Raw genomic sequence first — 13931 nt, 5'->3', positions numbered from 1 at the left:
CCATGTTCAATAAAGTCCTCATTGCTAACCGTGGCGCGATTGCCTGCCGCGTGATCCGTACTTTAAAGAAATTGGGTATCCAGTCGGTTGCGGTGTATTCAGAAGCCGACCGTGATTCATTGCATGTCACACTGGCCGATGAAGCGGTGTATATCGGTGAAGCAGCGGCCAGTCAAAGCTATTTAAATGTTGAGAAAATTCTAGAAGTTGCCAAACAGACCGGTGCGCAGGCCATTCACCCGGGTTACGGTTTCCTGTCTGAAAATGCAGACTTCTGCGACTTGTGTGAATCACAAGGCATTGCCTTTATCGGTCCAAACTCCACACAAATGCGTAAATTTGGCCTGAAACACACCGCACGTGAACTGGCGATTCAGGCCAAGGTGCCATTACTGCCGGGCAGTCAGTTATTGGCAGATGAAGCTGAAGCGCTGACTGAGGCTGCACGTATTGGCTATCCGGTGATGCTAAAAAGTACCGCAGGTGGTGGCGGCATCGGCATGCGTCTGGTCTGGAATGAGACTGAACTGAAAGATGCTTATGCAACGGTGTCTTACTTAGCTCAAGCCAATTTTAAAGATGCAGGTTTATACCTAGAGAAATTTGTACAAAACGCCCGTCATATCGAAGTGCAGATTTTTGGTGATGGCAACGGACAGGTCCTTGCACTGGGGGAGCGTGATTGTTCAGTACAGCGTCGTAACCAGAAGGTGATTGAAGAAACCCCGGCACCGCATATCAATGATGAGCAACGTGCTTATATCCAGAATGTTGCGATCCAGCTGATGCAATCAGTGAATTACCGTTCGGCCGGTACGGTTGAATTCGTGATGGATACCGATACGCAGGAATTTTACTTTCTGGAAGTGAATACCCGTCTGCAAGTCGAGCACGGCGTGACCGAGCAGGTCTTTGGCGTAGATCTGGTGGAATGGATGGTAACTCTGGCCAGCGGCGACTGGACAGCACCAAGTGAAAAACTTGAAGCCAAAGGTCATTCTATTCAGGTGCGTCTGTATGCCGAAGACCCGATCAAGAACTTCCAGCCCAGTGCAGGTTTATTGACCCATGTTGAGTTTGATGCTCATGTCCGCAATGAAACATGGGTAGAAACCGGTTCAACCGTATCCTCATTCTATGACCCAATGATTGCCAAAATCATTGTCACCGCAGACGACCGTGAATCTGCGATTCAGGCGATGACCAAAACGCTGGCAAAAACGCAGGTTGCGGGGATTGAAACCAATCTGGAATATCTGCAAAACATCATCGACTGTGAGGTGTTTAAAGCCGGTACCCAAACTACACGTTTTTTAAATACCTTTGTATGGAAAACCCAAAAAATTGAAGTGCTGCAAGCCGGTATTCAGACTGCTGTGCAGGATGTCACTGGTCGTCTCGGTTACTGGGATGTCGGTGTACCGCCATCCGGTGCGATTGATCCATTGTCACTCAATGTCGCCAACCAGTTACTCGGTAATGCAGCTAATACCGCAGGGCTGGAATGTACCCTGCAAGGCCCGACACTGAAATTCCACTGTGATAGCCAGATCGTACTGGCCGGGGGTAATATGCCCTCTACGCTTGATGGTGTAGAGGTACCGATGTGGCAAACGGTGAATGTAGGTAAAGGCCAGATTTTAAAATGTGGCAAAATCGCTACAGGTTGCCGTACCTATATCGGCATCAAGGGCGGTCTGAATGTCCCGAAATATCTGGGTTCACAAGCGACCTTTACCTTGGGCCAGTTTGGTGGTCATGCCGGGCGTAACCTGTTAATTGGCGATATGCTGCCAATCACGGCATTTACATCTAATGAAGTAAAAGCTCTTGCACCTGAACAAGTTCCGACTTTTAGTCAGGAATGGGAAATTGCGGTGATGTACGGCCCACATGGGGCGCCGGATTTCTTTACCAAAAATGACATTGATACCTTCTTTGCCAACAGCTTTGAAATTCACTTTAACTCCAGCCGTACCGGGATTCGTCTGATTGGTCCCAAACCGGAATGGGCACGTGAGGACGGTGGTGAAGCCGGTCTGCATCCTTCTAATATTCATGACAATGCCTATGCCATTGGCGCGATTGACTTCACCGGGGATATGCCGATTATTTTGGGTCCAGATGGACCAAGTCTGGGGGGGTTCGTCTGTCCAGCCGTAGTGATTAATTCAGAACTGTGGAAACTCGGTCAGCTGAAAGCCGGCGATAAAGTCAAGTTTGTCCCTGTCAGCTACCACCAAGCAAAACTTTTAAATGAAAAATATCATGCACAATTAGAAGCTTCTGATACCCAAGCTATGGCATTTGATGAATCGTTCTACCCTGAAATCAGCACCTTAAAATCAGCCATTTTAGATACCTTAAAAGGTCAAAATGGTCTACCGGATGTAGTCTATCGTCCTGCTGGCAATAACTATATGCTGGTGGAATATGGCGAGCTGGTTTTAGATCTTAACCTGCGTTTCCGTATCCATGCACTGATGCAATGGGTACAGAAACAGAATATAGCCGGCATTATTGACCTGACGCCGGGCATCCGTTCACTGCAAATCCATTTTGATTCGATCCAGCTGGATCAGCTCGACCTGCTGCGTCTGTTGCAAGTCGCTGAAGCTGAACTGCCGGATGTGACAGCAATGCAAGTGCCATCGCGTACCGTGTATCTGCCACTGGCCTGGGAAGATTCTCAAACCCAACTGGCAACTGAACGTTATATGCAAACTGTGCGTCCAGATGCGCCGTGGTGTCCAGACAATATCGAGTTTATTCGCCGTATTAATGGCTTAAAAGATAAACAAGCCGTGAAAGATGTGGTTTATGACGCAAGTTACTTGGTGATGGGCCTGGGCGATGTGTACCTGGGTGCGCCTGTGGCGACCCCGCTTGATCCACGTCAGCTTCTGGTCACCACCAAATATAACCCGGCACGGACCTGGACACCTGAAAATGCCGTGGGGATTGGCGGTGCCTATATGTGTGTGTACGGCATGGAAGGCCCGGGTGGTTATCAGTTTGTTGGTCGTACTACGCAAATGTGGTCACGCTACCGTAAAAATGCCGACTTTGAACAAGGTAAACCGTGGTTACTACGTTTCTTTGACCAGATCAAGTTCTATGAAGTCTCTGAAGCGGAACTGATGCAGATGCGTGATGACTTTAAAGCGGGACGTTTAAAACTGCGTATTGAAGAAGGTGTATTGAACTTAAAAGAATACAATGACTTCTTAACGGAACATCAGGAATCGATTTCAGCATTTAAAGAAGTGCAACAAGCGAACTTTGATGCAGAACGTCGTCGCTGGCATGCAGCAGGGCTGGCGGAATATGTGTCTGAAAGCCTGGACGCTGTCGATGATGGTGAAGGTGTGGAAATTCCAGATGGTGGTTGTGCAGTGGAATCGCATATGCCGGGTTCAATCTGGAAAATTGAATGTGCTTCGGGTGATATTGTGGAAGAAGGCGCAACTTTGGCCGTCATTGAAGCGATGAAGATCGAGATTCCAATTATTGCCCCTGAGCGGATGCGTGTAGATGCCATTACCATTGAAAAAGGGCAAACGGTGAAGACGGGGCAGGTGTTGTTTACCTTGGCGCCAGTGGCTTAAAGAATAACTTGCTAATAGAGACAATTGTCGTTAGTATAATACTTAATACAGCCGCCACGCTTAGTTCTTCTTCGGGAGTCCGCGCAACCTTGGCGGTTTTTTATGTCTGAATATAATGAACCATGTTGAAAATCTACAATAAAAAGCCACTCTCATATATCGAACAGGTAAATCATTTGGAAGACAAAGGCATGATTATTCATAATCATGCTTGGGCTGAATCTGTATTGTCTAAATATGGTTATTATCGTTTAAGTGCATATTGGTATCCTTATCGTGTACGACAAGAATATAAAATTTTAGATACATTTCAACCTAATACAAGATTTGAAAGCATTGTTCAGCTATACGAGTTTGATACAGAACTCAGGTTACAAGTCTTTAATGCCATAGAGATGATTGAAACTTATCTACGTACACAGATTACCTATTTTATGGTGCATAAGTATGGTGCTTTTGGAATTTATCAGGTAACAAACTTTCATCCAAAATTTAAGCATAGCAGTTTTATCAACAACTGTAATAAAGAGGTTGAGCGTTCAAAAGATACATTCATTCAACATTTTGAACAAAACTATATCGGATTTCCAAAAATTCCTATTTGGATGCTGACAGAAGTTTTAAGTTTGGGATCATTATCTTTTTTATATCAGGGCTTGAAGAACAATAAGTCTGAAGGTATAGAAGATAAAAAGGAAGTTTCACAGCACTTTTCAGTACATCATGAAAAATTAGCTGAATGGTTGCACATATTGACGTATGTACGAAATACTTGTGCACATCATGGGCGATTATGGAATAAAGAATTAGCAATTAAATCCAAAGTCGATAAAGATCCCAATTGGCAACCACCTATTACACCGACCAACAAACGTATCTTCTATGTACTCTTAATATTAAAAACATTACTCAGACCGACAGGTTTTGATACAGAGTGGTGCAATCAACTGAATAAACTATTAAAACCTATACTGAAAAATGAGAATTGGCGTGTTGCGATGGGTTTCCCTGAAAAATGGGAAGATCATCCTATTTGGAATTTATAAAAGATGGCTAAAAAACTAGAAGAACTTTTAGGAATGCATAGTATTGAAAGTCAAAATCGTATTTTTGAAAATGCAAAAATAATTTTGAATGATCTTGTTAAAGAAGATATTCAATTATTAAAACTTGCAGAAGAAGCTAAAAATGATGAAACCGTAAAGATGAGTCTAAAAGAGCTACGAGCTCGAGTTCACAAAAATCGTGCTTAAAAAGTTCGATTAGCTCAATCCGAAAATTGTAGAATTGTTTATTGGTAAACTCGAAACCATTCACCCAAGACTACACAGCACAATTTTATGTTTTAAATGACATTGTTTTGGTGCAAATCTGATCAATCTTGGCGCATAAACATTTGATCAATATTTTAAAGTACTTTTTATTTTAATAAATAACTGTTTTTACATAATTTTATTTATAACAACTAAGCTGGCACGCTTCCTGCCTTTATTTATATGACAGATAAACAGAGGAGAGCCATTTACTTGATCACTCAACCATACTCATCGGTCAATCCATCATGTATAAAAAAAATAACTGTACATGAAGAATAAAAGCAATCGAACCGGTGAAATCATCAATAACCCCCTGATTTAAAACAGGCCCCAGCTCAGCGTACTGGGGCTTTTTTTAGCCGTTTTTATTTTATCCCATCGCCACAATTGGCACGTTTTCTGCATTTTAGCAAGTAATACGAAATACCAGTTTTGTAATACCTGTAGGAGATGCACATGAATCATCCAGACTCGAATAAAAAGCTGCATCCATGGCTGAAATTTTTAGTTGAGCTTTTAAGCGTACGTGCAGGACTGCATTTACAGCAATCTGCACAGCACAAGGAATACCGCCGTGGCTAAACAAAAATTGGCACGGATTAGTATCACCCTGCCAGAAAGCACGCTTCAGGCACTCGATCAAAAGATTGTCGAGCAACATTACGAAAGCCGTTCTCAGGCTATTCTCGACATGATTAACCGCTATTTGATTGACGATCTAGTGGCACACGATGAAGTGATGGTCGGCACATTGACGCTGGTCTATGACGTCAGCCTTAAGCCGCTACGTTCCCAGCTGGTGGACTTGCAACAGCAATATCTGGAACAGGTGATCAGCTCGTTACATATCCAGCTGGATGATGAAAAGGTCCTGCAGGTGATGCTGATGCAGGGCGTGAGCAGTGACCTGAAAGAAATTAGTGAACAATTTATTGCATTGAAAGGGATGCTCAAAGGGCACCTGGAACTGATGGATGCCGTGATGCCTCCGATTCCCCAAAATACCAATAAAGGAGTATTGTCATGAACACTTTATGGACAATTCAGGACTGGCAGAAAGCTTACCAACAGCAGCAGATCCAGTTACAGGACCTGATCTCTTATGTCGCATCGTTTAACAATGACGATCATGCCTGGATTTCCATTGCCACCGAGCAGCAACTCCAAACCCAAATTGATACTCTAAAGGGTAAATCCGTAGCAGACCTGCCACTGTACGGTATTCCATTTGCGGTGAAAGACAATATTGATGTTGCCGGTTTTTATAGCACGGTGGCCTGTAAAGAAGCTACTTATCTGGCCAGCCAGGATGCAACAGTGGTTGCCAAGTTGAAAGCGGCTGGTGCAATTGTGGTGGGTAAAACCAATCTGGACCAGTTTGCAACCGGTCTGGTCGGTGTACGTTCTCCATACGGTGCAGTGAAAAATAGCTTTCATCCAGACTATATCAGTGGTGGTTCAAGTTCGGGTTCATCTGTGGCGGTTGCTAATGGTCTGGTGCCTTTCAGTTTAGGCACAGATACCGCAGGTTCGGGCCGTGTGCCAGCAGGACATAACAATATTGTGGGGCTTAAACCGACCAAGGGCTGGTTCTCAACTTCGGGGCTGATTCCAGCTTGCCGTACCATTGATGTGATTTCAATTTTTGCCTTGACGGTGGATGATGCCTGGCAAGTGGCTCAGCTAATGCAAGGCTATGATACATCTGATGAGTATTCACGCCAGCATCCAGCCAATGTGCCTACCCAGTTTTCCAAAGGCAAAATTGCCATTCCGGCACAGCTGGAATTCTATGGTGATGCTGAATCTGAAAAAGCTTTTGACCTGGCGATCGCTCGTGCCAAACAGCTGGGCTATGCGGTCGAAGCGATTGATTTCAGCATCTTCAATCAGCTGGCTTCGGCTTTATATAACAAGGCCTGGGTCGCAGAGCGTTGCAGCGCCGTAGAGAAAATGGTCTCGCGTGAGGTGACCCATCCGGTGATTCGCCAGATCATCAGTCAGGCGGACAACTTCAACGCTGTCGATATGATGCAGGCGGAATATGAACGTGCCCAGCTGGCGCGCCAAATCAATCTGGCATTGGCGGACTTTGATGCCTTGATGGTGCCTACCGCACCGACCATTTACAAGATTGCCGAGGTTGAAGCAGACCCACTGGTCAAAAACAGCCATATGGGTGCCTATACCAATTTCGTCAATTTTGCCGATCTGTCAGCTTTGGCACTGCCAAATAGCATTCGTGCCGATGGCCTGCCAAGCGGTGTGACCTTTATTGCTCCTGCCTGGATGGATCAGGCCTTGGCCAACTTTGCTCAACGCTGGCAGCAAGCGACCGTTTTAACGCTGGGGACTTCGCAAAAAACTTACGCTCCAACAATGCCGATTCAATCTCAGCATTCGGTCAAACTCGCAGTCGTAGGTGCACACCTGACGGGCATGCCGTTGAACTTCCAACTGACCACACGTGGCGGAACCTTGCTGCAAGCCACCCAGACCGCCGCCCGTTATAAACTGTATGCCTTGAAAAATACCACACCGCCTAAACCGGGCCTGCAGTACAGCAGCACAGGTCAGAAGATTGCAGTCGAAGTCTGGGATATTCCATTTGCTAATTTTGGTCAGATTGTTGCGGAAGTACCGGCACCGCTCGGTATTGGCAATGTTCAGCTGGCAGATGGCCGTTGGCTCAAAGGCTTTATCTGTGAAGGCTATGCGCTGGAAGATGCCACTGACATCAGCCATTTCGGTGGCTGGCGTGACTTTATTCAATCAAAACAACCTTCAAACACGCGTTTTAAATGTAATTGTATAGGGGAAATTGCACCATGATGAAAAAACTAAGTTTAGCCGCATCAATTTGTGGCGTCATTTTATTGAGTGGCTGTGACAATACGGCTAAGGTGCCAGAATCAGATGCCAAGGCAGGCGCTAGTGTCCAAACCCAGCCGATCCGTATTGGTTATAGTGACTGGCCGGGCTGGGTGGCTTGGCAAGTCGCTATTGAAAAAGGCTGGTTAAAAGAAGCTGGCGTAAATGCCGATTTTAAATGGTTTGACTATTCGGCTTCCTTGTCTGCTTTTGCTGCAAACCAGCTGGATGCAGTCATGGTCACCAACGGCGATAATCTGGTGACTGGTTCAGGTGGCACCAAAGGCGTAATGATCATGGCGACCGACTATTCGGCGGGAAATGACGTCATTATCGCTAAACCGGGGATTAATACGATTCAGGAACTGAAAGGCAAAACAGTGGCGACTGAAAAAGGTCTGGTCGATCACCTGCTGCTGTCGACTGCACTGGATGATGCCAAAATCAAGCTGAACGATGTCAAGCTGGTCAATACCATGACCAATGAACTGCCTCAGGTCTTTAATACTCCAGATATTGATGCGATTGCCGTATGGCAGCCGGTCGCCAATCAGGCTCTATCTGCTGTTGCCGGTTCAAAGATTATTTTTAGTTCTAAAGATAAAGCCGGCCTGATCTACGATACCCTGACGGTGAATCCAGCACATCTGCAAGCCAACCAGGAACAATGGAAAAAGCTGATCCAGGTTTGGGATAAAACGGTAAAATATATTAATGATCCGGCGACTCGTGAAGATGCGGCCCGGATTATGGCCAAACGGGTCGGAGTCGATGCCAAAGCCTATATGCAGTTTATCGAGGGGACACATCTGTTGGACTTAGAGGCGAACAAGAAAGTCTTTACTAAAGGCCATGGCTTCGATTCGATCTATGGTTCCAGCTACCATGTCAATAAATTCAATGTGACCAATGGCATTTATAGCACTGAAATGAATGTCGATGCTGTCATTGTGCCGACATTGGTACAAGAGCTGAAATAAAGCCAGATCTAGTGCATGAAAAATCCCCAGCCTGATCAGGCTGGGGATTTTTTATAGTCAGATAAACATCAAAAATTTAAAGTTCAGTGCTTTTAGAAAACACATTGATAAAAATAATACCCATGATCATCAATGCCAGTCCGATCAGTGCCGGAAGATCCAGTTGCTGTTTAAACACCAGCAGGCCAACCGTTGAAATCAGGATAATGCCGGCACCGGACCAGATCGCATAAGCAATGCCCATCGGAATGGTTTTCATGGTCAGTGACAGAAAGAATAGCGCAACGGCATATCCAAGAATGGTGGCCAGAGATGGCCAGAGCACACTAAAGCCATTGGAGGCTTTCAGGGCAGAAGTCGCAATGACTTCTGCAATGATGGCAATCGACAGATATAAAAAAGCCATATTCCTCCCTATACCACGCGTGCTGCATGATGCATCAGGTGATCCTGTTCTGACTTCAGCCAGTGTTCCGCTTCTGCAGTTGTCGCAGTGCTGTGCTGAAACTCGTAGTCAGGCACATACATATCTACCGCAAAAATCAGGTCGATTTCACGACCATCCAAAATTACATGCTGAACCAGACGGGTTTCATCAAGAATTTCAAAGTTTTCCAGATTAAAAGCTTTACCTGCTTCACTGGTGCGGGTGCTGTACGTTTTAGTTTGGCCATCTGTGCCGATCGAGACTTCAAAACTTTCAATTAAAGCAAAAACAGTTGGATCAACCGCTTTTAAATCCATTTGAGCAACTGTGCTTTGTACATCGGGCAAACGGGTCAGGGCATAGGCCATATAATTGCCACAGATAATCAGGCCACCATCCATTTCCAGCTTTTGTCCTAACTGGACATCAAGTGCTGATTGAAGTCGCAGACCTAAAAACACACCGCGTTGTACTTGCTGACGCCAGTCTTCGACATAAACGTTGCTGGGAGAGAATTCCAGAATGCAGTTGCCAATTGCATGCAGTTTTGCCGGCTCAGGCCATTGCACATGGTTCTGGTAATTGGCGTAGTCAGCGACTGCCCAGGACAACAGCTGTTTGGATTCATCCCATAAGGTATTGCCAATCCAGCCCTGACGGTCTGCGACGGGTGTGCCCTGACTTTTCAGGCGCAGATCAATGCTAAAGCTGCGCGACTGAAACCAGTACACAATGGTGTTTTCATCGGTCAGGCCATTAAAGAAGCTGATGCTTTTGCGCCGGAAAGCACCGTATAAAAAGTTCGGAATGACTTCGGACTGGTGGCTTATCGGTGTTAAAGTTTTGAGCGCTTCAAACAGATTCATGATGCTGCCTCTGGCTGTTCTTCAAGGCCAAAGGAGGACAGCGGGACCGCATTTTTCAAGACCAGTTCACCGGAAGCGATACGTTGTTTTAAATAATGAAACGTTTGTGCAGTCTGGTTAAACAGATGTTCGCCACCAATTAGAGCAGCATATTTGCAATCTTCAGTTTGAATGACCGGTTCAATCACGGTGTCATAGTTACAGGCACAAAACAGCGGAAAAGAATAACGTTCTTCAGAAACCTTTTTCACCCGATGCTTGGTCGCCAGGTATTGACCATTGGACAGAATTTCCATCATGTCACCGATATTCATCACCAGGGTATTTTCAATCAGAGGAATATCGATCCACTCACCGGCTTTATTCAGTACCTGCAAACCGGGTGCAGTGGGTAGCAGCAAGGTAAAGCATTCATAGTCGGTGTGTGCGCCAATCCCTTCGGCATCTGTGACTTCTGGATTATAGGGATAATGAATTAGGCGTAACTGGCTTGGGGCATCGGTAATTTTGCGCTCAAAAAAGTCCTCGTGAACGCCCAGTGCCAGTGCAAAAGCAGCAAAAATCTGCTGGCTGATCTCGCGCAGATGGCTGTAATACTGACTGACCACCGCCTTGAAATTGGGGTCTTCCGGCCATAAGGTTCGGCCAAGTAACGGACAATTCGTTTTAGGTCCCTGATAGTCATAATTGACATCATAGGCTTCTTTTAGGTCATAGCTATTCCCGGCAAACTGTTCTTCACCGATGGGCACATAACCACTATGGTTACTGGATTGACCAATATAGTGCAGCATCTTGCTGTCCAGATCCTGTGAAAAATAGGATTGGGCAATTTCAATCAGGGCTTTGGCATAGTCAAAATTAAATTGGTGACCTTGCAGATAGAGAAAGCCAACCTCTTTGCAGGCCTGATCCAGAGCATGAGCGACTTCAAGACGGTCGGCCAGATGTGGACTTTGCAGTTTGGAGATATCAATAAGCGGGAGTACATATGGGTCTTGCATGGCAATCACCTTAATTGTTGGTCGTCCAACACAGCGATTAAAACCTTTGGGTCGTCCCAAAGGTGCTTTTAACCTGATTATTTGCTGGTGCTCACTTTAGTCAGACGCGGAATCTCCGGCAGATCCGCCAGTGCAGGATCCAGTTCATCTTCCTGGGCATGCACCAGGTGATCGACATGCTCACGCAGCTGTTTAAATTCCGGCGTCAGCAGGAGATCGGGATGACGTGGACGTGGCAGATTCACTTCGATAATTTCTTTAATTTCACCAGGATTGGCTTTCAAGGCCACAATCCGGTCGGCCAGCAAAATCGCTTCATCCATATCGTGGGTCACGAAAATGATGGTGATGTCGATGTTCTGCCACAAATCCATCAGGTGACGCTGCATTTTCTGGCGTGTATGCGGATCCAGCGCACCAAAAGGTTCATCCATCAGCAAGACCTTGGGTTCATTGACCAGCGCACGGGCAATTGCGACACGCTGTTTCATCCCACCAGAAAGCTGATGCGGATACTGGTCCTGATATTTTTCCAGACCAATGATATTGATCCATTCACGTGCCTGCGCTTCGGCTGAGGCATTACTTTGGCCTTTCATTTTTGGGCCAAACATGACATTTTCTTTGACGGTTTTCCATGGGAACAGGGTATAGCCCTGAAACACCATGCCACGTTCCGGACTCGGACCGGTAATCGGCTGGCCATCGACCAGAATCTCACCACTGCTATACGGGTCTAGTCCTGCTACTACACGGCTAAACGTAGACTTTCCACAACCAGAAGGACCAATCACACAGATAAACTCACGCTTATGAATTTTGAGATCCAGGGCATTTAAAACCGTACGTTCAGTTTTGCCATGACTGAATTTTTGCGTCAGCTGTTTCGCTTCCAGAATCACCGGACGGCTATAAATCTTGTCAAAGTATTCGCGGGTATTAAATTCAGGGTTTTGCATTAATTTGCTCCCGGTTTCCATTTAAATAGGCGTTGTCCCAGTTTCATTAACATCACATCGCAAAGCAGACCAATCACCCCAATGATCAGGATCGCGGCAAAGACATTGTCAAAATTCTGGTAACGGGCTTGCTGGGTAATAAACCAGGTAATCCCCGAGGTACTGCCGATCAGTTCAGCCACGATCAGATAGGTCCATGCCCAGCCGAGCAGGACACGCAGATTGCGGTAAATTTCAGGAAGGGCCGCTGGAATGACCACATAAAACAAGCTTTTCATTTTATTGGTGCCTAAGGTAAAACCGGCTTCAATCAGGCTACGGTCCACCAGACGTGTGGTATTGGCAATAATCAGGATTTGCTGGAACAGGGTGCCAATGACAATGATGGCAATTTTCGGTGCATCATTGATCCCTAAAATAGCAACCGCAAGTGCACCAAAGGCCGGGGCAGGCAGGTAGCGGAAAAATTCAACAAAAGGCTCGGTCAGCTGGGAAATTTTGTGAGAGAAACCACATAAAATACCGAGTGGAATCCCGATCAGCGAAGAAATAAAGAAAGCACTAAAGACCAGTTTGATACTGTGCCACAGGCTTTCATGGAACCAGGGTGTATTGGCCTGTGCAGGTTCAGTGGTGAATGCCGTGACCAGGGCAATCGCCACTTCATGTGGGGCGGGCAGATAGATCGGATTCACCAGAATCCCTTGAGGTGGAGCCAGACCTTGATCTAGCGCAGACTGGGCGGCAGAGAAAAAGACGTCTTTATCAATGCGACTACCGACCTGTAAATAGTTCACGCTGCCTGAATCGGCAATCTGGACTTGTGGATGCCAGATAAAGGGTAAATAGCTGACTGCACACCAAATCAAGACCGGTATTAAAAAAGACCCCAAGCCAAACAGCAGTTTATTTCTTTGACTGAGTTCACGTGCAACGTAACCCATAGTGTTGCCCCTCAATATTACAATTTTTATAAAACGTAATACTGATTAAGCAAAATAGGTGCCAAAATTATTGTTTTCATTCAATGGACTGCTGGAAATAGCCTAAGCTGAAAGAAACTGATGTTTAAATTACGCATGATGCCACCTTTTACATAGGACAAAGGCTTTAGAAGCGGGAACGTTGTGCAGGCCATCATCTGGTGTGTTTAGCCCTTGGTTAAAAAACGTGGAAACTAAAATCAGGTGGCTTAGATAGATGGGGAAGGAGCTAGCCTCAACCATGATCTGGTTTAATGGGTGGCGAGTACCAGAGAGCAAGTATTGAAAGCTTTTAAACGGGCAGTTAAACAATAATGTAAAAACTAAAAAATGGAAGAATTTCTACAATTTGATCAGACATATAGCGATAGTTAGCTCATCATTTCGCTACTTTTGGTATGTAAACAGATTACAGTAAATAAATTAGAAATTGACATTCTGCTTAACCTCAAGGCGCAGCTATCTACGCATCTTTCTCGATCCTTAAAATATGTTGCTATTTTCTCTAACTCATCCACTGAATATTCTGAAGCTGGCTGAAGGGTACCAGTCTACTGAATAAGCCAAACGACCCACCTGAGTGGGAGCTTGCAGTTATCACCACCCGAGATATTGCGCCTTTAAAATATTTGTATAATCCTGCCATAGCCAGATAAAAACTCAGGGTTTGTAACTGCTAATTGAAATCTACTTATTTCTATACTATTATATACAACATGAGTAAATATGTAAGCATTAGCGTTGCAGCTAAAACATTAGGTGTTTCCATTCAAACATTAAGGCGTTGGGATGAAGAAGGCACTTTGGTTGCAGATCGAACCCCTAAAAATCATAGACGATATGATCTGAGTAAGATCATGCCTGAGCAAATACACAAGCCCGATAGTCAACTTCAAAGGAAAACCATTGCATACGCA

General features: G+C 45.4%; 13 protein-coding genes. 8 read left to right on the top strand and 5 right to left on the bottom strand.

Features of this window, described 5'->3' with window-relative positions; all coding sequences use genetic code 11:
- Positions 1-2: 2 nt before the first annotated feature.
- From uca to B9T38_RS00035, 7 genes are all read left to right on the top strand, one after another.
- Complete coding sequence (uca, locus tag B9T38_RS00060; RefSeq protein ID WP_086194865.1) at positions 3-3608, top strand: urea carboxylase; 3606 nt, start codon at positions 3-5, stop codon at positions 3606-3608.
- 122 nt (positions 3609-3730) lie between these two features.
- Entirely contained in the window at positions 3731-4654 is a 924-nt protein-coding gene (locus B9T38_RS00055; RefSeq protein WP_086194864.1) for an Abi family protein, read from the top strand.
- A 3-nt stretch (positions 4655-4657) separates the two neighbouring features.
- Positions 4658-4861 carry a hypothetical protein gene (locus tag B9T38_RS00050; RefSeq protein ID WP_086194863.1) on the top strand — a complete coding sequence of 68 codons (204 nt, stop codon included), beginning with the start codon at positions 4658-4660 and terminating at the stop codon, positions 4859-4861.
- A 519-nt stretch (positions 4862-5380) separates the two neighbouring features.
- Positions 5381-5506 carry a hypothetical protein gene (locus B9T38_RS17075; RefSeq protein ID WP_266096747.1) on the top strand — a complete coding sequence of 42 codons (126 nt, stop codon included), beginning with the start codon at positions 5381-5383 and terminating at the stop codon, positions 5504-5506.
- Positions 5499-5951 carry a CopG family ribbon-helix-helix protein gene (locus B9T38_RS00045; RefSeq protein WP_086194862.1) on the top strand — a complete coding sequence of 151 codons (453 nt, stop codon included), beginning with the start codon at positions 5499-5501 and terminating at the stop codon, positions 5949-5951. The genes B9T38_RS17075 and B9T38_RS00045 overlap by 8 nt, the downstream gene beginning before the upstream one ends.
- Entirely contained in the window at positions 5948-7756 is a 1809-nt protein-coding gene (atzF, locus tag B9T38_RS00040; RefSeq protein ID WP_086194861.1) for an allophanate hydrolase, read from the top strand. The genes B9T38_RS00045 and atzF overlap by 4 nt, the downstream gene beginning before the upstream one ends.
- Positions 7753-8775, top strand: coding sequence for an ABC transporter substrate-binding protein (locus B9T38_RS00035; protein WP_086194860.1), 1023 nt, complete (start codon positions 7753-7755; stop codon positions 8773-8775). The genes atzF and B9T38_RS00035 overlap by 4 nt, the downstream gene beginning before the upstream one ends.
- A gap of 76 nt (positions 8776-8851) precedes the next feature.
- On the opposite strand, the gene B9T38_RS00030 is transcribed toward B9T38_RS00035, so the two are convergent.
- The 5 genes from B9T38_RS00030 to B9T38_RS00010 all read right to left on the bottom strand — a co-directional run bounded on the left by B9T38_RS00030 (position 8852) and on the right by B9T38_RS00010 (position 12975).
- Positions 8852-9181, bottom strand: coding sequence for a DMT family transporter (locus B9T38_RS00030; RefSeq protein ID WP_086194859.1), 330 nt, complete (start codon positions 9179-9181; stop codon positions 8852-8854).
- Positions 9182-9189: 8 nt separating this feature from the next.
- Positions 9190-10068, bottom strand: a complete 879-nt coding sequence (locus tag B9T38_RS00025; protein ID WP_086194858.1) for a hypothetical protein — start codon at positions 10066-10068, stop codon at positions 9190-9192.
- On the bottom strand, positions 10065-11072 hold the full coding sequence (locus tag B9T38_RS00020; RefSeq protein ID WP_086194857.1) for an isopenicillin N synthase family dioxygenase: 1008 nt from the start codon (positions 11070-11072) through the stop codon (positions 10065-10067). Before B9T38_RS00020 ends, B9T38_RS00025 begins: the two co-directional genes overlap by 4 nt.
- A 77-nt stretch (positions 11073-11149) precedes the next feature.
- Positions 11150-12031 (bottom strand): ABC transporter ATP-binding protein, encoded by an 882-nt coding sequence (locus B9T38_RS00015; protein WP_086195122.1) that lies wholly within the window; start codon positions 12029-12031, stop codon positions 11150-11152.
- Positions 12031-12975 carry an ABC transporter permease gene (locus B9T38_RS00010; RefSeq protein WP_086194856.1) on the bottom strand — a complete coding sequence of 315 codons (945 nt, stop codon included), beginning with the start codon at positions 12973-12975 and terminating at the stop codon, positions 12031-12033. The genes B9T38_RS00015 and B9T38_RS00010 overlap by 1 nt, the downstream gene beginning before the upstream one ends.
- 755 nt (positions 12976-13730) lie before the next feature.
- Between B9T38_RS00010 and B9T38_RS00005 the strand changes: the two genes are divergently transcribed.
- The coding region (locus B9T38_RS00005) for a MerR family transcriptional regulator (protein WP_143222626.1) at positions 13731-13931 on the top strand (201 nt) is incomplete at its 3' end.

The sequence above is a fragment of the Acinetobacter sp. ANC 4218 genome (genome assembly GCF_002135245.1).
Lineage (GTDB): Bacteria > Pseudomonadota > Gammaproteobacteria > Pseudomonadales > Moraxellaceae > Acinetobacter.
This window is presented reverse-complemented; position numbering and strand designations above follow the sequence as displayed.